The sequence below is a fragment of the Sinorhizobium arboris LMG 14919 genome (assembly GCF_000427465.1).
Classification (GTDB): domain Bacteria; phylum Pseudomonadota; class Alphaproteobacteria; order Rhizobiales; family Rhizobiaceae; genus Sinorhizobium; species Sinorhizobium arboris.
The window spans coordinates 2,202,462-2,223,631 of sequence record NZ_ATYB01000014.1; the positions used below are offsets into that span (position 1 = coordinate 2,202,462).

The window sequence follows — 21,170 nt, forward strand, 5'->3', positions numbered from 1 at the left end:
GAGGGTCTTTGCACCGGCGAGAGATTGAAGTCATCAAAACGAAGTGATCGCAAATAGCAAGGACCGGACGCAGACGTTTGATATATTTAAGCCGGCAATAGAGTCTGCCTGCGCCAAGGAGAAAAAACCATGACCGCGCCGCACCCCTCGAAGACCCATATCGGCAACCACAAACTGCATCCCGAAACGTTGATGCTGAATTATGGTTACGACCCCGAACTTTCGGAGGGAGCGGTCAAGCCGCCGGTGTTCCTGACCTCGACTTTCGTCTTTCATTCCGCCGAGGAAGGCCGCGATTTCTTCGATTTCGTCTCCGGCCGGCGCGAGCCGCCCGCCGGCGTGGGCGCCGGGCTCGTCTATTCCCGCTTCAACCACCCGAACAGCGAAATCGTCGAAGACCGGCTCGCCATCTTCGAACGGGCGGAGGCCGGTGCGCTCTTTTCCTCCGGCATGTCGGCGATCGCCACGACGCTTCTCGCCTTCGTGCGGCCCGGCGACTCCATCCTGCATTCGCAGCCGCTTTACGGCGGCACCGAGACGTTGCTGGCCAAAACCTTCCTCAATCTGGGCGTCTCCGCCGTCGGATTTGCCGATGGCATCGATGAAGCGGCCGTCAATGCCGCAGCCGAGGAGGCCATGAGCAGGGGACGGGTCTCCGTGATCCTCATAGAAACGCCCGCCAATCCCACCAACAGCCTTGTCGATGTCGCGATGATCCGCCGCGTTGCCGACAGGATCGGGGAGAGACAGACGCATCGGCCGGTCGTCGCCTGCGACAACACGCTGCTCGGCCCTGTCTTTCAGCACCCGATCGAACACGGCGCCGATCTTTCTCTTTATTCGCTGACCAAATATGTCGGCGGTCATTCCGACCTGATCGCCGGCGCCGTCCTCGGCTCCAAGGCCCTGATCAGACAGGTGAAGGCGCTGCGCGGCTCGATCGGCACGCAACTCGACCCGCATTCCTGCTGGATGATCGGCCGCTCGCTCGAAACCCTGTCGGTGCGCATGGAAAAGGCCAACGACAACGCCCGCATCGTCGCCGAATTCCTGCGCGACCACCCCAAGGTCGAGCGTATCCATTATCTGCCGTTCCACGACGCGGACGCGCCGGTCGGCCGTGTCTTCGCGGCGCAATGCAGCGGCGCGGGATCGACCTTCTCCTTCGATATCGCCGGCGGCCAGGAGGCGGCCTTCCGGTTCCTCAACGCGCTTCAGATCTTCAAGCTCGCCGTCAGCCTCGGAGGCACGGAATCGCTCGCGAGCCACCCGGCGGCGATGACGCATTCCGGCGTGCCGATCGAGGTGCGCGCCCGCATCGGCGTGCTCGAATCCACGATCCGCCTGTCGATCGGCATCGAGCACCCGGACGATCTCGTCGCCGACGTCGCAAACGCGCTGACGATGATCTGAGTCCGCTGCTGGAAACGTCGGGCCTGTTGTCGCTGACCGCGGTCAGCCGCCGCGGAAACCCGGCCCGAGGTCGCCCGGTTTGGAGCGTCTACCACATCGTGCTCAGCGCGACGATCGCCGTCCTGTTCATTATGGTTCCGATCTATTGGTTTTCGGAGACGACCGGAATCAAGCCCTCTCCCGGTGCGAAAGGACGTTGACGATATTGCCGAACGGATCGCGCAGAAAGAATCGCCGCACGCCCCAGCTTTCGTCGGTGATATCGTAGACGATCTCCACGCCGGCAGCCTCGGCGCGGTGATAGGTTGCATCTACGTCATCCACCTCGATCGAGAGCGCCGGGACCGGCGTTCCGGACCCGCCTTCGGTGGCGAAGCTCACCTGCGGCATGGCGGAGCGACCTACCGCCGCAAATGTGACGATCCAGCCGTGATCCATCACCACCTCGAGACCGAGCAGGTCCGCATAGAACCGATGCGCCTGAAGCGGATCGGTTACCTGAAGATTCGGAACGATGCGCCGTACCGTCATTCGACCCTCCCGATTTTCCGCTCCGATAGCGCCAGCTTGACGAGCGAGGCTGCGGCCGCCCCCGCCGTCTCCATATAGCTCGGATCACGGTGGAGCAAAACCACGGCGAAGCTGCCGTCGAGGAGCAACAGGACCTGCCGCGCGAGCGCTTCAGCCCTTACGATCCCTTCTGCCTCGAACGCCTGCCGGAGCCAGTCCTCGAATTTTTTCTTATGCGCGGCGCCGATACGGATCGCCGGGTGCCCCGGCATGCTGGCGAGCTCGGCGGAGGTGCGCAGGAAGCCGCAGCCCTTCCATTTCGGATGTCGGGCGACGCGGGCAAGATTGAGAAAGATGCCCTCGACCTTCGGTGCCACGTCGCCCTCGGTTTCGCTGAACCATTTCTGGAAGAGCTTGAGGTTCGGCTGATCGCGCCCCTGGAGATAGGCGGCAATCAGTTCGTCCTTGCTTTTGAAGTGATAATAGAGCGTTCGCTTCGTCACCCCGGCCGCTTCGGCGACTGCATCCACGCCGACGGCGCGGATCCCTTCGGCATAGAACAGCTTGGAAGCGGCGGAAACGATGCGTTCGCGTGTGTTCGGTGCCGTCGTCATGACCATGTATACCGACTAGTGAATATACATTCCTGTGTCGCCGACTTAGCCTCCGCTCGTCAATACACGATGGGAGACAATTCATGTCCGATACGGTTCTTATCGAAATTTCGGGCGGCATCGCCCTCCTGATCCTCAACCGGCCCGAAAAGCTGAATGCGCTCAACTACGAACTGATCGATCGGCTCTTAGCTCTTCTCGACCGTGTCGAGATCGACGAGACGGTGCAGGCAGTCATCCTCACCGGCGCCGGCGATCGCGCCTTCTCCGCAGGCGGCGACATTCACGAATTTTCCGGCAGCGTGGCCAAGGGCGTGAACGCTGCCACCCGCGACTTCGTCCGGCGTGGGCAAGAGCTCACGCACCGACTGGAGTCCTTTCCGAAGCCTGTGATCGCCGCCGTCAACGGCCTCGCCTATGGTGGCGGCTGCGAGATGACCGAAGCGGTGCATCTCGCGATCGCGAGCGAGGGGGCGCGCTTTGCCAAACCGGAAATCAAGCTCGCCATGCCGCCGACATTCGGCGGGACGCAGAGACTGCCTCGCCTGGCAGGGCGAAAGCGTGCGCTCGAGCTGCTTCTGACCGGGGATGCGTTCTCGCCCCAGCGCGCGCTGGACATCGGCCTCGTCAATGCCGTCGTGCCGCATGAGCAACTGATCGCCTCGGCCCGAGCGCTTGCCGATCGCATCATCCGCCATTCCCCTCTTGCCACCGCCGCCATCATTACGGCCGTGACACGCGGTCTCAACATGGCGATCGGAGAAGGCCTGCTTTGCGAAAGCGAGCAATTCGCACGGATGGTTCCGAGCCATGATCTCAAGGAAGGGCTTGCCGCCTGGAAAGGGCGGCGAGAGCCACGCTATGCCGGGCGCTGATCCGGTTCTTTAAAAAGTCCGGTTCCGAACGGAAAACCGCTCGTCACTTCTCCAGGAGTGCTCTAGATCCGCGCGAAGCCGAGAACGAAAAGGGCGAGCGCGCCTGTCGAAGCGAAGGTGCGCACGTGGTTCCAGCGGACCCAGTCGGTCAGGTAGCGCTGCTGCCACAGCTCGGCGGCTGCGTGGCCGGCAGGGGCGGCCGCAAGCGCGTCGTTCAGCGGAACATTGATCGCGACCGTCACCGCGAGCGTGCCGAGGAGATAGACGAGCCCGCCGGCTGCCAGCAGATAACTCCCCTGCCCGCCCCAGATGAACGCCATGACGAGGAGGATCAGGCCAAGCAGCGCCGTACCCATGAAGGCGGCGAGGAACAGCGGATTCTGAATCACCACGTTGATGGCGTTCATCGCGGCGACCCCCTGATCCGGCGGGAGCCGCGACAGCGCCTGCATTATGCAGACCGAGAAAACGAAGAAGAGCCCGGCCATCAGACCGGATCCGATCGCGGCGGCAAAAGCCATCGCAGGAACAAGGGCAACCATCGCAGCACTCCAGACGGGAACGAAGCCGCTTCGGGTCGTTTCCCTCGTTTCAGACTTGAGGCAGCGCCGACGAAAGCCAACCGCCCGCAAAACCGGCCTTGCCCAGCCCATGGCGGAAAGCCGCAATGCTGCGCGTCAGTTCCCAAACCAGGCCGCTTCTCCAGTTCTCGATCATCATGACCACGAGGCCTTGGTCAAGTCCGACAATTCTGTCGTCCACCCAGCCTTCGGCACCGTCGCCCGGCAGGCTGGGATTGAAGCCGCCGGGAAGGCATCCCTCGCTCACGAGCGCGGGATAATGCGACAGCAGGTGGGAAAGGCTGCCGAGACACGCGTCCGGCTCGAAAGGCAGACCGGCCAACGGCGCCCACGGGACGAGCGTGCCGTCATCTGCGCCGAATGGTGCGCCGCGTGCCTCGTAGCCGAGCAGTTTCTGCCGCCGCCCGTCGCGGAGCCGGAGCCAGCCTTTCGGCGCGTGGCAGGCGCTGAAGCCCCAGAGGTCGCTGCAGTAACCGGCGAAGCCATGAGGATTTTCCTCGGCATGGGCGCGCTGCAACCTGATGGCCCGGCGGGAGTTTTCGAAATAGTCGCTGTCCCTTTCGCGCATCGGCCGGTCGTGAACGCCACGAAGATCGATCCAGGCCTGCGGAAACAGGTGGACGAAGAGCGCACCGGCATGGAGATGCGTCACCCCATCGAGCGTGAGCCACTCATGCGCCGCGGTATAGGCGTCGTAGTTCTGCGGCACGATCGGTTTTGTCGGCGATCCGAGTGCCAGGACATAAAGGAGCAGCGCCTCGCTGTAGCCCCGCCACCGGTGCTTCAGGAAGCGTCCGGGAGGCCGCCAACCCATTGTAACGGTATCGCCGCCATTGAGCGTCCAGTTCCAGTCTGCCCTCTCGTAAAGAAACGCCGCGAGGCTCCTGATCTCCCTCTCCTGCCCGCCGGAGCCGGAAAAATAGGCCGCCGCGGCCAAGGCACCGGCCAGGAGCAACGCAGTGTCGATCGTGGAAAGTTCGCTTCGCCAGGCACGCTCTCCCGACCGCATATCGAGGAAATGATAATAGAAGCCGCGATAGCCGGTTGCCCGCACGTCGCTCTCTTGCCGGCTCGCCGCGAAGAATGCGAGAGTGGTCAGCACACGCCGGGCGGCCTCCGTCCGAGCGATCCAGCCGCGCTCGACCGCGACCGGATAGGCTGCAAGTCCGAAGCCCGTGGCGGCGATGCTCGACGGAGAACCCTTCCGAGACGTGTCGGCCACCAGACCGGTTGCCGTGTCGGAGTGTCGAAGAAAGTAGCCGAACGCCGCGCGCTGCAGCCGGTCGACGCACGCGATATCCGAGTTCCGCCTGGAGTGAAACATAGTGGTCTATTCTTAGACGGTGTTGGCGACATCGCGGCGGGTAGCGCAGCCCTTGCTGCGATCACCGAATATTGTAGGCCCGCGTCGCGCCAGCAGTCGCCGATTTCCAATCCTGTGGTACATTCATCGGATGACCTCGGCCCGAAGGCCGAGGCCGGTTTTACGGCAATCGCGGTGCCCGGGATAGAGGGGCAGAACGCCCGACGCGTGATCCACGATGATTGGCTGATGCGATGTTAGGCACGATAGCATTGATCCTGGCTCTGAGCGGCAGCCCGATACAGTCGGCAGCCATGGCCGCGGACGTGGACGTGGAGCTGCTGCTGGCCGTCGATATGTCCGGCTCGATGGACATGGAGGAGGCGCGCGTGCAGCGCTCCGGCTATCTGCAGGCGCTGCGGCACCCGGATTTCATCAACGCGGTCCAGGGCGGGCTCCTCGGGCGGATCGCCATCGGCTATTTCGAATGGGCAGGGCTCGTAAACGAGGCCTCCGTCGTAAACTGGCAGGTGATCGAAAATGCGGCCGATGCCGAAGCCTTCGCCGCCAAGCTGGAGGCGCGGCCGATCGGGACGCGGCGCGGCACCTCCATTTCGAATGCAATCCTGTTCGGCACAAGCCTCATCGAATCGAACGCCTTTTCGGGTGGGCGACGAGTCCTCGACGTCTCCGGTGACGGGCCGAACAACACAGGACCGCCGGTCACTCCCGCCCGCAACGATGCCGTATCGCGCGGGATCATCATCAACGGACTTGCAATCCTCATCCGCCCGTCGGTCTCGACGGGGCCGCTCGACCAGTATTACGCGGAATGCGTCATCGGTGGGCCCGGCTCCTTCGTCCTGCCCGTGCACGAGCCCGAAGATTTCGCGATCGCGATCCGCCAGAAGCTCATCCTCGAAGTAAGCGGCGTTGCCCCGGATCCGGCGCTCCGACTGGTCGCCGGCGAAGCTGCGGCAGACTGCATGATAGGCGAGAAGCTGCGGCCGGGATTTCTCGACAGGGTCTACCCGGAACTGGATCGCTGAGCTGCTGAAAACCGCGATACGCCACGGTAACCTGCGGCGCGTCGTCATTGAGGCCCGGCGAGGCGTCTCCGGGATCGACGGAAAAGCGGCAAAGCGCGTGGGTGGTCCCGCAACGCGCCATTGCCGACCTCAAGCCACCGCGGCGACTGCTACTGCAGCAAGTGCGTTCTGCCTTCGAGGCCCGCAGCCGCGATCACCAGCTCCCTCCGATCCCGCAATTCGCTGGCAACGGCCTGCAGCGCCATCTCGATGCAGTATTCGACGGCCTGTGCATCCAAGGCGCGGGCGCTGTCACGAATGTGGCTGAGCATTCTGGCAATGCTCGCAAGTTCCTGTTCGGCGTCCGTCAGGGACGAAGGATGATTACTCATTTTGAACCCCCATTCCGCATGCTTTCTGAGGGCGACTATAAACGAGTTCGGCATTTTCGCGCGTTGCACGAGCGTTGCACCCGCATTGGTAGAGTAACGCACCGGATTTCGCCAGAAGCGTTACAGGTCCGCCGCCTCACGATGCGAGCGCTTTGGATAGTGCTCTTGGGCCGAATCGACGTGCTCTTTCGCCGTCGGGACTTTCAAGCTCGGGGACGAAGACCTTGACGACAGAGAAGGGCAGAGCTTCCCCAGAGAGACGAAGCGCAATTGCAGATTGCACACCTGCACCCCTTAGATGATCGATAGTGTGGCGCAGCAGCGCTTCGAGGCCGCCGCCCACAGGCGGCGCTGCGATCGCATTCGGGCGCGGCGCCGCGAGGAAAGCCCGACGGGTCGATTCCGGCAAAGGCCTGCTGAACGTCTCGGGGAAGACATCGTCCCGGGCACCTCCGATATAGGTGAGCCGCGACTGCGCCGCTTCGGTCACCGCACGGATCGCCGCCCGGACGGGAAAGACATGCGCGCCGCAACCGCTCGTCACCTCCATGAAGCGCCCATCGTTCCTGGCCACGATATCGGAGGCGCCGAGCAGCGCCAGAAAACAGGGGATACCGATGTCGCTGGTGATGTCGAAGAGCCTAAGGTCGAGTCCGGCAGCCCTGATGCGCTCGACGAGACCGTTCAGCGCTGCATCGCCGAAACCCTCGGGAGCGATGCAGTTGCGGTAACGGCTCTCTGGTCCCGACACGCTCCACAGGACATGGGCATCGCGTTCAATGCGCTCCAGCAGCCCGTGCAATATCGCTTCCGCGGCGGCATTTCCCGACGCGAGCCCATCCGACGACATCCAGAAACGCGAAGGCCGCGTCCGGTCGAGCAGCGATGCCTCGAGGGGTACGAGCACCTCCTGGCCGGAGATCAGGTCGGAGCCGACGGCCCATATCATGTCTTCATCCGCTCCGACATCCTGCTGTCCGGTCGCAATCAGCCCGGGAAGCGGGTCCACTCTCCGCCCGGACGCGCGCAGCTCGCGGACCGTACCCACCACTGTTTCCACTTCCGGCCGACCCGCCATGGCGCGCTCCAGCGCCTCCATGACAGCGGACACCTTCGCCTGCGCATCCGTCAGCCCTTTGCCCTGCGCAATCACGATGGATCGTGCATTCGGCGTGAAGGCGCACCAGACCGGGATTCCGATCCTGTCGAGTCCCGTATGTCTCGCGATGCGGGTTATGCCGAAATCGGAAAGCAGGGGCCGGACACGTTCGAAGGTCTCTTCCGGGCTCAGCAAGCGATCGGAATATTCATCGGGCGAGGCCGCCCGGCAATCGGCGGCTAGACCGGTCACCCCTGGTCGCTGCATGCGATCTGCACCTCTGGATGTGGTGCGGCGACGCCCGGAGCCATACCTGCCAGCCTCATTGTTCATTCCGGCGCGCTGCGGCGACACGCACGCAGCAGATATCGAACATGCTCGAAATGCCGGACCATGGCAACCGGTGGCCCCCTATATGCCGGAAGCAAAGCTCAGCCTCATTGTTGACAAGCCGTTTTCATGCTATGTTCAGAGGGATCGATCGTGGGTGCCGGCACCTCGCTGCAGATCGTTCGCCCGGAGCGCGCTTGGCCCAAACAAGCGCGCTTTTGCCTGTCAGGACTTGCGCATTGCAGCTGGCGTCCGTCGCAACACCGGCCGACGCGGTTTTTCAATCCACAGGAAGCCATGACACAAGGATATGAATGGCGGGTTTCGGAACTCGTTGATCGGCTCATTGCCCTCGGAGTGAAGCCAGGAGGCGTTCTGCTCGTTCACTGTTCCTTTCGCAGCATCCGGCCCGTCGAAGGCGGGCCGCTCGGCTTGATTGCCGCCCTGCGCACCGCCATCGGTCGGGAAGGCACGCTCGTCATGCCGTCCTGGTCGGGTCTCGACGACGAGCCGTTCGACCCGGCGACGACACCTGCAGCATCCGATCTCGGAATACTGGCCGGCACATTCTGGCGTCTGGAGGATGTAACGCGCAGCGACCATCCATTCGCGTTTGCAGCAGCGGGCCTGCTTGCCGCTCGGATCACATCAGACACTCTGCCTCTGCCCCCGCACGCTCCCGCAAGTCCGATCGGGCGTATCCACGAACTCGACGGCCAAGTGCTCCTCCTCGGAGTCGGACATGACGCGGACACCACATTGCATCTCGCCGAGGTCATGGCAGAGGTTCCCTACCGAGTACCGAGACACTGTACGGTCCTCGACCGCGGCAGGCCGATCCGCATCGACTATCGCGAGAACGATCACTGCTGCCAGAACTTTGACCTTGCCGACACCTGGCTCAGGCGAAAGGGCTTGCAGCGAGAAGGCCCGGTTGGCCACGCCCATGCCCGCCTGATCCGCTCCCGCGACATCGTGAGGATAGCCACGGACCAGTTGGCGCGAGATCCGCTCGTTTTCCTGCACACGACGGAGGCAGGATGCGACGAATGCGATGCGGCACGCCAGTCGGTCGGCCGCACTCGTTGCGACGGCTTTGATTCCGGGCCCCCTCGTCCCGCTCTCCGCGGCGAGCGATCAACCTGACGCTGCCTTCAATCGCAGAGACAGCCTCGAAATTGTCAGCAGCAATGCTGGTGACTTCGCCCGCACGGAATGTAAGTTGGCACCCATCTACCAATCACGAAGAGAACTCCAATGCCCCGTTTTCTAGCCGTGTACACCATGAAGCCCGAAGACCTCGCCTCATTCCGCAGCCTGCCCAAGGCAGAGCAGGACGCAATCGATGCCGTCGGCCTGGAACAGTGGACAGCGTGGGAGGACAGAAACGCCGCATCCATCCTTGATCGTGGTGGCATGGTGGGCAAGACGACGCGCGTAACCAGGAACGGTATCGCCGATGCTGTGAACCCCTTCTGCGGCTACATTGTCGTCGAGGCTGAAAACATCGAGGCCGCGGCGCGGCTGTTCGAAGACCACCCGCATATCACAGTGTTTCCAGGAGACGGCGTCGACATCATGCCCTTTCTGACCTGAACTCCTTCAGAGCATGCCAACTATGGAGTCCAGCGCCGAAACGCCCGCTGTAAATGCCCTGGGTTTGTAGAATTAGGCCGCTCCGATATTCATTGCTTTATGGAGCGGCCCGTCGCAGTTATTTAACCGCCACAGGTGTCTCGGTGGTTCGATACGTTTCCAGCTGTCGTTCGACGTCACTTAACTTTGTTTGCGGCGGAACCAGATCGAGGGCCCGCATCATGTCGTCGATCCAGTCGCCTGTCGAAAGTCGAATAGTCGTCTCGGACGATGAATATGACCACAGGTCGTTTTTCTCTTCGAGTTCCGAGAACAATTCCTCGATCGTGCCGCCTGGCTTGTAGAACGTTGTCGGGCTCACGACGTCCGGGGAGAACAGGCACCAGACGAACCGATCGCCATCCTGTGTTTTTGCAATCGGCAGGTAGGCGACCCAGGTAGCGCCAGTGCTCTGCGTAACCTTGCGTACACCGAATGCTATGGCCTCCTCGCCGTTCTCCATTAGCTGCGAGCCTTCGATGAACTCGTTGAGAACAGAAAAGGCAGTCTCAAACCCATCGGCACTGCTTCGGCGCTGTAGATGGTAGTATCGATTGACGCACCCGTTTAGGATCATCGATTGCGTGAAGCCGTAGTTTTTCCCGATTTGGTACGAGTAATCCGTGTATGCGATGCCGAGCACCCGCACAGCATCGACATCGTCGGCCATATACATCTCGTCTCGCCCAGGTGCGAGCAAACGGGGCAGTTCAGCTGGAACTATGTAGAGACGGTCAGCGAGCGCAACTAGCCGCGCGATTCCGAGAACTGCGGCGCGATATGCCTCTTGAACCAGTCCCGCCTCGTATTTGCCGTCCGGGACGGTAAGATATGGCGCGTGAAATCCGAGGCGGGCATCCTTCTCCAGCGAGCGGGACGGCTTCTGGCTGGGCAGTGGGTCGTTCTCTCCCACAGGCGTCGGGTCTTTCGGAAGATGAACGCCGCCGAGGAACGCGATTGCGCAGGCCGAATAGCAGGCGTCCGCTGACCTGACGACTGTCGCGAGACCAAGGCGGCGAAAAGTGATCGCGAGATCGATACCCTCGTGGAATTCGCCCCCTGAGCTGTTCAGGGCGATGACGATCCGCCGCCATGGGTCCTGCTGAGGGGAGACGTCGGCATTGCGCAGAGCCTCTGCGACTCGACCGCTGTCTCCCTCGACAATTTCGCCCTCCAGCCGGAACCTGGCCTCGGCTCCAATCTGTCCGTCCTTGATCCCCTCGAACACAACTTCCGCGGCGTGGGTCATCGACGCAAGGGTGAGTGCCGAGATCATTGCGGCGCAGAGGGTCAAAGGACGAAGCATCATTTTGCGATTCCCGGGCAGAGCTCCTGAAAAATGCTCAGCGCGGTGCGATATCCCGACGCGGACGAACCATCCAGAATTTCTCCGGAAGCCACATTGCGAACGACGTAATCCGCCATCAGGTCGGACGACGTCGCCTTTCCTTCGAAGGCATAGGCTTGGCCATAGACATCTGTCCACGTCCGCTTCTTGCAGTTGGCGGTGACCCTGTCTCCAACCTTGATTTCGGCCATCGTACGCTTCACGCAGGCCATCGAATAATCCTGCTCGTATTCGACACAGTAAGCTTTCGCGTCCTTGGGGGTGTGTTTGACTACGATGACGGCTTTAGAGGTGCCGATCCCGGATTTTGAAACCGTCGTCAGATGCATGCCGGCACGGGAGCCGTAGTAGATAGAGTGCTCATCCTCCGCATGCGCCGCAGATGAAGCGACGGCCATTGTCGCCGCCAAAGGCATCAGGACACGCATGGTGCGAACCAGCCATGTATTAGAGTTCAAACCCATAAGGTGCCTCTCCTTTATGCCCGCGAGGGCGGCTTCGACTTCAATGCGGTTCGGGCCTGGAGAATTGTCCATAAAGGTTCATTCATTCAGGTTCCTCAGTTCTTCAGCAGTACTATGAATCATGCGGACTCCGCAGGGCGAACATGCGAAGCCCGCCTCGCCGTAGCAACTGGTAAAGGTTGATATGTTCTCGCGTTACAACCATCCTGAAAGGATGGTCATGTGGATACGCGCCCACCACCTTCTGTTCCGTCCAGTTCAATGAAGGTTCGCCGTCCCGAACATGGCCTGCAAGAACTTTTCCTTCTCATCCGACTGGACGGGCGAATTGCCTCGGGTGAACACCAGAGTCCTCCATGCGTCGCGACCGATGACGAAAATCGTCACCTCGACGTTGCTGTCATCGAACTTGACGGCCTTCCCGGTGGCTCGCAGGGCGGGCAAGCCTCTAACGGTGACCGGCTGCCACTCGGTGGAGATGCTGACGTCCGAAGCGACTGCCTTCTTGATCGCGTCAGCATAGACGGCCGCCTCGACACCGCCGGATGGAAACTGCTCGTAGCCGAGTATGACCTCTGAGAGCAGTTCATTGGAGGCGAAGTAAAAAGCACGGCCGCTGTTGGTAGTCATTTCCTGCGCCTGCCACGTCTTTCCGATTGTCGCCGTCTTCTTCGTGACCGGGTTGACCCACGTCTGGGTGGCGGTGAGATTTCTAGCGGACTGCTGATCCTCGGCAATCAGGATGACGTTGATCGCGAACAAGGCTACGACGACCGCCATCGCCGCCGAAAGTCGTACTTTCGACGGCTTGGCGACCACGGCAGGATTGCCTTCATCGTAGCTTGCGGCCTTACCTGCCGCGAGGCGACGGTACTGGCGAATTTGCGTAAAGAGGGCGACGACGGGGATGCCGAGACCAAGGCCGGCGACCCACACCTTGAGCTCCCTGCCCAAGAAAAAGCTGAAGCGGCTCCGGCCCGAAGGAACGGGTACGCGCACGCCGACGATGGCCTTCCCAGGCGTAAAACCGGTCGCCATCATGGACATGGCGAGGAACACGGTGACGAGGGGAAGCAGAAGGACGCCGAATAAAGCGGAATTCATGGTGACGATCTGGAAGTAGACATCCGGTGCATACAGGAGGGTCCATAGACCGATACAGAACCCGAGGAGCGGTCCGAATATGAGATTGTCGATTAATCTCGCCCATAAGCGAGGCCATGGTCGCGAGCTCACGACGCCGCCTGCTTCGGGTGCGGGTGGCGCAAAGGCAGGCGGGGGTAGTCCTGGTGGTTGAGTGGCCGGCTGAGGGGGCGGCGTTACAAAAGCATTCGCGAGGACGGGATGATCGCCAGCCCGTTGCCAGGCTTCCATTCCTTCCTGCCGCACATATGTCTCGCTGTTGATCTGCCCGCCTTTGACAAGACTGCGAAGTTCGTCTTCTTCAACAGGGCCCTTCTGATCCTCTCCTGCCGCATAGTACCAATCTGCCATGCTTTCAGCCCCCGCACCGTCTACGTCCACAACTAGCACGAGCACAACGCGCCGTAAAGTTGCAGTGAAGACCGCCGAGGTCGATGCGCATTCAAATCTTTGAAGTCCTCACATAGGTGGACAAAAGAACGGTTGCAGGGTCTATGCAGCTCCTTGCCCGGGTGCGGCTGCCATGGAGCCATCAACACCGCATTCGGTGGATTAAAGCACAACTTTTAATCGATGCAGCAAACTGCAAATTCAGCCATCATTGCGCCTTTGGAACAAATCCCACCGCAAATCCAAACAACCGGCCAATTTTCACTAAAGTTTCAAGCGTTGGGTTCGCGCTCCCGGCTTCGATCTCAGCAATTTGGCGCCTGGTGAGCGATAGGATCTTGGCGAATTCATTCTGTGTCAAACCAAGCCCTCTACGGATTTCAGCAACCGCTTCAGGCAGTCTTAAGTCGCCGGCTCGGGCACGCTCCGCCAGCGTTCGCCGGTTTTGTAGAATCTCTTCTTTCGTGGGTTTCTTCCATCGAGCCATTTAGCTGTCCTTCGGCATCACTGGCACGCCTCCAGAACGCTGTCCGCGATTTCAATGCAACGTCCCATCGCCCGGTCCGGAATGTCCGGAGACGCCCCCAATTCTTTCGCGATAGCCGGAGCCTGGCGCAGATGTTCGGCAAACTCGGAAAGCGCAGCCGCAAGAGCTTTCTGCTCATCGGGATGGGGCATCAGTTCGGCACAAATCCGATTCCAATTGGGAAGATGGTCGCGACCACCGTCACGCATCATTGCCCATCGGGTGGAGCGAACGATACCCTCCTTCGCAAGCCGCATTGGCGCGAAATCAAAGAGCGGAGACAGGCGGATCGTACCGTCCTGGTGCTTGCTCAGTGCCGAGTTGCGGCCGTGATTATCGGGGTTGCCGAGCGCCAGGTTTGCGATATCCCGTTTCAGGTATTCGACGATGTCCGTGAAGGGATCGGCCGAATATTGCCGCAGAATGTCGATGTAGGCCTCGTGCGTGCCGATATGGCCGAAGTCGGCAACCCCGATAGCAGAGACCAGGCTTTCTTGGCCTAGTCGGACGGTTCCGCCGTCTTCTTTCTTCTTCCGATCGAAACGGGGAATGACTAGGACACCTTCGGCATAGCTCGAGGGTTCGCTGACATTTAGACCAATCTCTTGAGCAATCCTTGAATAGAGGGCTTCGCCTTCGAGGATCAGGCGGTCCACAGGTTCGTTGCTGCGTACCAGCTTGACGATGACGTGGCGCACGGCTTCATCATCGGTCACGAAGCTGTCGGGATAATAGAGCCCGTCATTAGCCTGGGTCATCGCGACCTTCGGCCATTCGCCTTGCAGGCCGCTCGAGCCGGAGGCGAGCAATCCGAAACGATCGGCGACTTCCATGAAGCGATCCGACCGCTCAAGGATTTCCGCTTCTGTAACCCCCAGGCGCTCGACACCGCGCAGCCGTTCCGTTTCGGCTTTTGCCGCTTCCTTGATCCGGATATTGCCTATGCCCCCTGTCGCTGATCGCAGCAGCAGTGGGAAATCAGCGGCGCGCGAGCCTTCAGCAAGGCCGAGGTGGTCGGCAAGCTTTCGCCTTGCATGCCCTTGGGGCATGAGATCCAAAAGGAAGGGCGGCCAGCTGCGGCTATATCGGTTTTCGAGGTCAACGGCATAACGGACGGACAACGCGCGATGGTCGCTGACCATCTGGCCACTCGCAAACTCCGCCGATGCCACGGAGACGAAATAGTCGAGATCGTAATCGACGATGGAGGCACCCTGAAACCCGGCTGCGTCGTCCTTGAGTTCTAGCGTCGCGGCGTGATGCCACTCCCCATCAAAATGGGCTTGGAGCGTTAGGCGCATTAATTGACCCTTTCAATGGATCAATTAATGCATTTCCTTTAGTTATTCAACCCATCAAAGTGGGTTGAATAAACTTCATCCTCGTCCTTGCGATGGGGGTGATGCAGCTGTGGGCGATCATTTCGGCCTGACGCGGGCTGATCTCGTGCTGCGTGCCCTCCCGTGGGCGGACCGCATAACGATGCGCGCCCTGCCCTTTCAGATCGCCAAATCTCCCATCCCCGATTGCCCCGAGAGCAGCGGCGTCCACTTTCTCCGACGCGATGTTGCTGATCGCCGAAATGGCTGCTTCGTCGTAAAAATCAAGTGGACGGTTTTGCCATGAGTTGCCCACTCTCGCGTCCGGCGACGGCTCATCCCGGAGAAAGTACCCGCAATTCCTCGCGCGCCGCGATCCCTCCCACGTCCTCAAATTGGGGGCCGTTCGCGGTCCCTCATTCCGGCAGACCTGCCTTGATATAGCCCTCGATGACGTGCTGACGATCGGCATCGTTGCGGAAGGGCTGAGTCCGTCCCCACTGCCGTGCCGAAAAATTCGGAAACTCCGATAGGAATTCCCTTCCCACCTCGCGCGCTTCCGCGGTACGCCCCAATCGGGCGAGCGCGGCGGCGAGATTGCGTTTTGAGCCAGGCCCACCCGCCTGTGGATGACGGAGCGTTTCGATAGCATCCCGATACCGACCAGCGGCATACTGGGCCCAGCCGAGAAACGAATAGTGGTCGCCTGGAGGATAGGGATTAAGGCGAAAACTATTCTCGGCGCACTCGACGGCCTCAGTTGCTCGCCCCTCGAACACCCGGAGATCGGCAAGGTGGGCCCACCCCGCAGAGTGATTGGGGTTGAGGCGAAGCCCCTGCTCAAACTCCGCCACTCCCGCTTCGAACTCGCCCTCGTAGGCACGCAGGTAGCCAAGCACGATATGGGCGTCGGCATTTTCCGGATCGATTTCCACAGCTTTCGCGGCGGCGGTGCGGGCGGCAGCGCGATGCTCGTCGACAGGCTCGCCATAATATAGCGCATCGAAATGGTGGCTCATGGCAAGCCAGGCATGCGCGCCGGCGAAGCCCGGATCGATCTCGATTGCCTTGGCCAGGAGCGGGCGAGCCGCCCTCGTCTCCCGGAGCGATTGCGTCGCCAGCGCGCGCCCCCGAACGAACAGGTCGTAGGCCTCGAGATTGGTGACCCGACGGCTCGGAGGAGGTTTCGCCGATGGCAGGGCGTGCGCAAGGGCGTTGATCACCTTGCCGACAACTTCGTCCTGCAGGGCGAAGATATCCGCGAGGTCGCGGTCCAGGCGTTCGGCCCAAAGACAGCTGGCACTGGACGCGTCGATGAGTTGAGCATTGATCCGTACCCGTGCGGACGCCCGCCGCACGCTTCCCTCGATAAGATAGCGAACCCCCAGTTCCCTGGCGATCGCGCGCAAGTCCAGCGCGCGATCCCTGTAGGCGAAACTCGAATGACGGGCGATCACCAGGAGGCCATCCACCTTGGAAAGATCGGTGATGAGATCTTCCGCGAGGCCTTCGGCGAAATAGTCCTGTTCAGCATCGCTGCCCAGGGTGGCAAACGGCAGCACGGCAATCGACGCAACCTGCGGCAGGGCCGGCTCGGCATCAGGGCCGCCATGCGCCTGTACAGTCGAAGCGGCGTCCACGGTTTCCCACGTTGCCTGGAAAACGCGAATGGGGCGGGCAATGTTCTTCAGCGTGCATTCGCCCTGGTCGATGAACTGTACCGGGAGCTTCCGATCGACCTGCTCGTGAACGCTGTGGGTTATTAGCACGCCGCCTGGTTCGGCCATGGCCTCCAGCCGCGCGGCGACATTGACGCCGTCTCCGAACACGTCTTCCTGGTCAGCCAGCACGTCCCCGAGGTTGATGCCCATGCGGAAAACCAGTCGACGAGCTTGGGCAACCTCCTTGTTCCGCTCGGCCGTCACTCGCTGGAGGTCGACGGCGCAGCGCACCGCTTCAATGGCGCTCGCGAACTCCACCAGGAAGCCGTCGCCGGCGGTCTTGAAGATGCGCCCCCGGTGTGCTTCGACCGCTGGCCGGACGACCTCTCGCAGCAGCCGTTGCAACCGCTTATGGGTGCCGTCCTCATCGGCTTCCATCAAGCGGCTGTAGCCTGCGACGTCAGCCGCAAGAATGACTGCCAGTTTCCTTTGCGGTCCGGCAGAAGCCAGGTTTTGTTCGTCGTCGTCCGGCATTGGAGGAGGGTACGCCGCACCAGTTCGGCCTTCAACAGGGATCGTGGTTTCGGCGGCAATCGCATTGGGATTCGCTCAACGCCGCGGAGGTGCCAGCTGGTCGCTGAATTTCATCGCGACCAGTTCGCCTGCGGCAGGATGTGCTCATGCCTTGGCGGATCGATGTCCGCCAAGGCCTTCCTCGAGGTTTGTTTTCTGTGGCGCAAGACCGCGAACCTGTGCGGCATGGTGCTGCGAAACCCTGGAGGGCTGAGCGCCAAAGAAAACGAGTTTATCTGGTACCACGGCGACCGCGCTTTCATGTTCTCGCAGGTGCAGTGAATTCAGATGGACGGATTTCGGCACTGGTGAGGGCGGTGGCCTCACCGCGCGCTCGAATGCGGCCCCATTGCGCGCTGGCAGCGGAGGTTCGATCCGCTGCCAGCGATGTTTCAACCAGTGGCCTGCTTATTTGACGGGGGGTTGTAGGAAGATGCGATTTTGCCCGCCTTGTCTTGCGCAGCCTTGAATTCCGCGCCCGTGTAGGCTCGCACGGTTTTGACGTTCGATACGGCTCCCGATGCGCCGGCGACGAGAAGTGCGGGGATCAGGTCAGCACCATCGTCGAATTCCGTGATTGCCATCCAGTCGGTTTCGCCGGTCGTAACGTAGAAAGAGTGCAGTTTCCCGCCCGCTGCTTCCATGATGCTACGGGCCGCCTCTTCTCGGTTCGATGGATTGTCAATCATTCCCTTCGCTGACGTGGCTGTATAGCACCCTGTGGTTATGAACAGTGGCATAACATCCTCCCTCGATGATTGGCCAGATCGGGTGATCTGCTGAATACTCACTATCTCAAAAAACGTGGCGTTAGACGAGCGTGGGACCGCAGAGCGCTAGATTGGTCGCCGCCGTCGTGGATTCGAGACTTACTTGCAGAGAAAAGCCGCTAAAAGGCGAAGATTTTAACTGGCCAACAATGCGGAGCTCGAGCGAAAGCCGCTGCACTCGCCAGCACCCCTGTTGAGCACCCGCGTCGTCCCTGGAGAGGCGCTCGACCCTTCCGGGAAGTGAGACGCAACCCGCGTCTTTTCACGGTTCATTGACAACAAACGCGTCGCCGGCTCAATCTTCGGTAGTTCCAAGAGGACGGCGCTTTGGAAGAGGAAATACGCTTCGGACCATTCCGCTTGATCCCCTCCAGGCGCAGCCTGTTGAAGGAGGGAGCATCGGTGCCGCTGGGAAGCCGGGCGCTCGACATCCTATCATTCCTCGCATCGTATCCCGGCGAGTTGAAGACCAACGACGAGATCGTCAAGCAGGTCTGGCCCAATACGTTCGTCGACGAGGCGAACCTCAGGGTGCATCTCTCGGCGCTTAGGAAGGCTCTTGGGGATAGCCAGCGCTCTCCGCGGTACATAAGCAACGTTCCGGGACGCGGATATGCGTTCATCGCCCCTCTGGAACGGGACAACCAGGCAGCTTCCCCACGTGTCGCTCCGCTTGCGAATTCGCACTCGGGACGCTTTCCCGCGCGCATTTTCGGCCGGGAGGAAAGCATCGCCGGAATCGCGGGCCAACTGGCCAAGGAGCGGCTGGTAACGATCTGCGGACCGGGCGGCATTGGCAAGTCAACCGTCGCGAAAGCCGTCTTGTCGAGGTGTGCGGCAGACCTTGACGCTGTCTGGATCGACCTCTCGGAAGTCGCAAATGGAGGTCTGGTCCCCACCGTGGTCGCGTCGGAGCTGGGCATCCTGATCCGCACCGACAACATTGTGAGGGACATAAGCGCACATCTCGATTTGCGCAATGTGGTGGTCGTCCTGGACAGCTGTGAGCACGTTGTGGAGCACGCCGCCGAATTCGCAGAAGCGCTGCTGGATCAGACAATATCCCCGCGAGTACTCACAACGAGCCGCGAACCTCTCCGCGCACGCGGCGAACGCGTCTACCGCCTGCAGCCCTTGGGTCTTCCTCCATCTGCCGCCACCGCCGCGGCCGCTCTGATTTCCCCTGCGGTCCAGCTGTTCGTAGATCGTGCCGACGCCTGTCTCGGAGGGTACGAACTTTCGGATGCCGACGCGCCTCACGTCGCGGAAATCTGCTCGAGGCTCGACGGCATCGCGCTGGCAATCGAGCTTGCCGCGGGCCGCCTTGAGTCTCTTGGCGTAGCCGCACTGTCACGGTCCCTCTCCGATTGCTTCCGCGTCCTGTCGCGCGGCCGCAGGACGGCGCTTCCCCGGCATCAGACGCTTCGTGCCACGATCGACTGGAGCTATCTGCGTCTCCCGCCGCCCGAGCAGCAGGCCCTGAAAGAACTTTCGGTCCTGCCAGGCGGCTTCACGGGAGGAGCCGCGCGCGCAGTCATCTCCAGCACCGAAGCCGACGATCTTCTTGCGGCACTCGTCTCGAAATCGCTGCTGGTCGCGGACACCCATTACGGTGAGCCGGTCTACCGCCTGCTCGACACCACCCGCCTTTACGCTTCGGAGAAACTGGCCGACGCCGGTGAGCTCTCCGTTGTCATGTCCAGTTTTTCCGAGCACCTCATCGCCTTGCTCGAGTCGGCGGAAGCGGAGATTTATTCCGTCTCCATGGATGAGTGGTCACAGGATTTTGCGCAACAGGTGCCCAGCATTCGCGCAGCGCTCGACTGGGGCTTCGGCAAATCGGGCGACATCCTCCGAGCGGTACGATTGACCGTGGCCGCTCTGCCCCTCCTCTTCCGCCTCTCCCTACTCGACGAATGTCTGGTCCCCGTAACCAAGGCACTCGGCCATCTCGACGCGCGACCCGACCTCGATGAGCGGAGCAGGATGAAGCTGTATGCTGCGCTTGGCTGGCCGCAGATGCGATCCACCGATGCGTCGAAGCATGGCATAGGCGCATGGACGACCGCCTTGCACATCGCGGAAAAGCTGGGCGATGTCGACTATCAGCTGCGCTCCATATGGGCGCTGTGGGTAGACGCCATAAACCGAGGGGAGCCGAGACCCGCCCTCGAGCTGGTCGATCGTTATCTGGCGGTCGCGCCATCCTCGCCCGACCGGGCGGACGTTATCATCGGACGCCGGATGCATGGAGCAACGCTGCACTGGCTCGGCCGACACGCGGAAGCGGCGGACGAGCTCCGGATGATGCTGGCCGAATACGAGACCGTTCCCGACGGGCGGCATTCCGTCCGTTTCCAGTTCGACCAGCGAGTGACCGCGAGGATCATTCTGGCGCGGTGCCTTTGGGTCCTGGGGGAAGAGGACGCCGCCCTCCGTGAGATAGCAGAGACCATCAGTCACGCGCGGGACATCCGCCACCACCTTTCGCTCAGCAACGTCCTGGCGGAGGCGGCATGCCCCATAGCTTTGCTTGCCGGCCGCAACGACCTCGCAGCAGAATACATCCAGCTTTTGCGCGAACATACGAAGGCGCTGTCACTCGATGTCTGGAACACCTATGCGGACTGCTTCGAGGCGGAACTTCAGCTCAGAGCGGGAAAACCGGGCGAGTGCCTGACTCAGATACGCGCGAGCATGGGCGTGCTCGTCGGAGCAGGCTTCACGCTCTTCCAGACGATCTTCCAGACGACGGAGGCCAAGGCTCTTGCCGCCTCAGGCTGCCTGGAAGAGGCGCTGGAGGTAATAAATGCCGCGCTCGGCCGCTGCGCCTCTTCTGGTGAGCGCTGGTGCCTGCCCGAGCTTCATCGAGTCAAGGGGCAGATAGTAGCCCAGACGGCGGGCGGTGGACCGTCGGCACTGGCCGCGTCCGAAACCGCTCTCGAAAGCGCGCTCGTCGACAAGGCGGAGGGATGGAAACGTCTCATCGTGGAGGACATCGCCCAGTGTCGCGCTGCGCTGGCCGCTGCCCAACCCGACGAGTTTATCATCGAGCGGCCAGGTGATGGGGGGATGCACGCACCGCCAATCAGTCCCGCGAGCGATCCTTCCGTACCTTCGTGAGATGCGGTTAGAGCGTTCCGTTTACACCGATTTACAACTCTCAACTCGTCCGCCCTCCCCGATCCGTGCACAA

At 61.5% G+C, this 21,170-nt stretch carries 21 protein-coding genes; 7 read left to right on the forward strand and 14 right to left on the reverse strand.

Going from position 1 to position 21,170, the window contains the following annotated elements:
* Positions 1–129: 129 nt before the first annotated feature.
* Positions 130–1,413 (forward strand): cystathionine gamma-synthase family protein, encoded by a 1,284-nt coding sequence (locus tag SINAR_RS0121945; RefSeq protein WP_028001071.1) that lies wholly within the window; start codon positions 130–132, stop codon positions 1,411–1,413.
* Positions 1,414–1,581: 168 nt separating this feature from the next.
* Here the strand turns inward: SINAR_RS0121945 and SINAR_RS0121955 are convergent, their stop codons facing one another.
* On the reverse strand, positions 1,582–1,944 hold the full coding sequence (locus SINAR_RS0121955) for a glyoxalase superfamily protein (RefSeq protein ID WP_028001072.1): 363 nt from the start codon (positions 1,942–1,944) through the stop codon (positions 1,582–1,584).
* The gene (locus tag SINAR_RS0121960) at positions 1,941–2,537 is read right to left on the reverse strand and encodes a TetR/AcrR family transcriptional regulator (protein ID WP_028001073.1); all 597 of its coding nucleotides are present in this window, start codon (positions 2,535–2,537) and stop codon (positions 1,941–1,943) included. Before SINAR_RS0121960 ends, SINAR_RS0121955 begins: the two co-directional genes overlap by 4 nt.
* An 83-nt stretch (positions 2,538–2,620) precedes the next feature.
* Here SINAR_RS0121960 and SINAR_RS0121965 point away from each other — a divergent pair, with 83 nt between their 5' ends.
* Complete coding sequence (locus SINAR_RS0121965; protein ID WP_028001074.1) at positions 2,621–3,412, forward strand: crotonase/enoyl-CoA hydratase family protein; 792 nt, start codon at positions 2,621–2,623, stop codon at positions 3,410–3,412.
* A 62-nt stretch (positions 3,413–3,474) separates the two neighbouring features.
* On the opposite strand, the gene SINAR_RS0121970 is transcribed toward SINAR_RS0121965, so the two are convergent.
* Both SINAR_RS0121970 and SINAR_RS0121975 read right to left on the reverse strand, forming a co-directional pair.
* Positions 3,475–3,954 carry an anthrone oxygenase family protein gene (locus tag SINAR_RS0121970; RefSeq protein ID WP_028001075.1) on the reverse strand — a complete coding sequence of 160 codons (480 nt, stop codon included), beginning with the start codon at positions 3,952–3,954 and terminating at the stop codon, positions 3,475–3,477.
* Between the two features lie 49 nt (positions 3,955–4,003).
* Complete coding sequence (locus tag SINAR_RS0121975) at positions 4,004–5,317, reverse strand: glucoamylase family protein (protein WP_028001076.1); 1,314 nt, start codon at positions 5,315–5,317, stop codon at positions 4,004–4,006.
* Positions 5,318–5,550: 233 nt separating this feature from the next.
* Between SINAR_RS0121975 and SINAR_RS0121980 the strand changes: the two genes are divergently transcribed.
* Complete coding sequence (locus tag SINAR_RS0121980; protein WP_028001077.1) at positions 5,551–6,345, forward strand: DUF1194 domain-containing protein; 795 nt, start codon at positions 5,551–5,553, stop codon at positions 6,343–6,345.
* 149 nt (positions 6,346–6,494) lie between these two features.
* Here SINAR_RS0121980 and SINAR_RS0121985 read toward each other — a convergent pair whose 3' ends face one another.
* Positions 6,495–6,716, reverse strand: a complete 222-nt coding sequence (locus tag SINAR_RS0121985; protein WP_028001078.1) for a hypothetical protein — start codon at positions 6,714–6,716, stop codon at positions 6,495–6,497.
* Positions 6,717–6,852: 136 nt separating this feature from the next.
* Positions 6,853–8,082, reverse strand: coding sequence for a YcaO-like family protein (locus SINAR_RS0121990; RefSeq protein WP_050577532.1), 1,230 nt, complete (start codon positions 8,080–8,082; stop codon positions 6,853–6,855).
* Positions 8,083–8,442: 360 nt separating this feature from the next.
* Between SINAR_RS0121990 and aac(3)-IV the strand changes: the two genes are divergently transcribed.
* Complete coding sequence (gene aac(3)-IV / locus SINAR_RS01000000133760; RefSeq protein ID WP_050577533.1) at positions 8,443–9,291, forward strand: AAC(3)-IV family aminoglycoside N-acetyltransferase; 849 nt, start codon at positions 8,443–8,445, stop codon at positions 9,289–9,291.
* Between the two features lie 111 nt (positions 9,292–9,402).
* A complete protein-coding gene (locus SINAR_RS0122000; protein WP_028001080.1) occupies positions 9,403–9,741 on the forward strand; it encodes a hypothetical protein in 339 nt (112 codons plus the stop codon).
* A gap of 118 nt (positions 9,742–9,859) precedes the next feature.
* Here the strand turns inward: SINAR_RS0122000 and SINAR_RS0122005 are convergent, their stop codons facing one another.
* From SINAR_RS0122005 to SINAR_RS0122035, 7 genes are all read right to left on the reverse strand, one after another.
* The gene (locus tag SINAR_RS0122005; RefSeq protein ID WP_028001081.1) at positions 9,860–11,089 is read right to left on the reverse strand and encodes a COG3904 family protein; all 1,230 of its coding nucleotides are present in this window, start codon (positions 11,087–11,089) and stop codon (positions 9,860–9,862) included.
* Positions 11,086–11,592 (reverse strand): hypothetical protein, encoded by a 507-nt coding sequence (locus SINAR_RS0122010; protein WP_050577576.1) that lies wholly within the window; start codon positions 11,590–11,592, stop codon positions 11,086–11,088. The genes SINAR_RS0122005 and SINAR_RS0122010 overlap by 4 nt, the downstream gene beginning before the upstream one ends.
* A 258-nt stretch (positions 11,593–11,850) precedes the next feature.
* On the reverse strand, positions 11,851–13,116 hold the full coding sequence (locus tag SINAR_RS0122015; RefSeq protein ID WP_234710627.1) for an RDD family protein: 1,266 nt from the start codon (positions 13,114–13,116) through the stop codon (positions 11,851–11,853).
* Positions 13,117–13,333: 217 nt separating this feature from the next.
* Positions 13,334–13,612 carry a helix-turn-helix transcriptional regulator gene (locus SINAR_RS0122020; RefSeq protein ID WP_028001084.1) on the reverse strand — a complete coding sequence of 93 codons (279 nt, stop codon included), beginning with the start codon at positions 13,610–13,612 and terminating at the stop codon, positions 13,334–13,336.
* Between the two features lie 17 nt (positions 13,613–13,629).
* Complete coding sequence (locus SINAR_RS0122025) at positions 13,630–14,952, reverse strand: type II toxin-antitoxin system HipA family toxin (RefSeq protein ID WP_028001085.1); 1,323 nt, start codon at positions 14,950–14,952, stop codon at positions 13,630–13,632.
* 46 nt (positions 14,953–14,998) lie between these two features.
* Positions 14,999–15,286 (reverse strand): hypothetical protein, encoded by a 288-nt coding sequence (locus SINAR_RS0122030; RefSeq protein WP_150824034.1) that lies wholly within the window; start codon positions 15,284–15,286, stop codon positions 14,999–15,001.
* A gap of 100 nt (positions 15,287–15,386) precedes the next feature.
* A complete protein-coding gene (locus SINAR_RS0122035; RefSeq protein ID WP_050577534.1) occupies positions 15,387–17,165 on the reverse strand; it encodes an adenylate/guanylate cyclase domain-containing protein in 1,779 nt (592 codons plus the stop codon).
* On the opposite strand from SINAR_RS0122035, the gene SINAR_RS1000000137880 reads away from it, so the two are divergent.
* The gene (locus SINAR_RS1000000137880) at positions 17,145–17,486 is read left to right on the forward strand and encodes a hypothetical protein (protein ID WP_234710628.1); all 342 of its coding nucleotides are present in this window, start codon (positions 17,145–17,147) and stop codon (positions 17,484–17,486) included. The genes SINAR_RS0122035 and SINAR_RS1000000137880 overlap by 21 nt on opposite strands.
* Before the next feature lie 110 nt (positions 17,487–17,596).
* On the opposite strand, the gene SINAR_RS0122045 is transcribed toward SINAR_RS1000000137880, so the two are convergent.
* Positions 17,597–17,944 (reverse strand): GYD domain-containing protein, encoded by a 348-nt coding sequence (locus SINAR_RS0122045; RefSeq protein ID WP_028001088.1) that lies wholly within the window; start codon positions 17,942–17,944, stop codon positions 17,597–17,599.
* A 357-nt stretch (positions 17,945–18,301) separates the two neighbouring features.
* On the opposite strand from SINAR_RS0122045, the gene SINAR_RS0122050 reads away from it, so the two are divergent.
* Positions 18,302–21,097 (forward strand): winged helix-turn-helix domain-containing protein, encoded by a 2,796-nt coding sequence (locus tag SINAR_RS0122050; RefSeq protein WP_028001089.1) that lies wholly within the window; start codon positions 18,302–18,304, stop codon positions 21,095–21,097.
* The last annotated feature ends 73 nt before the right edge of the window (positions 21,098–21,170 follow it).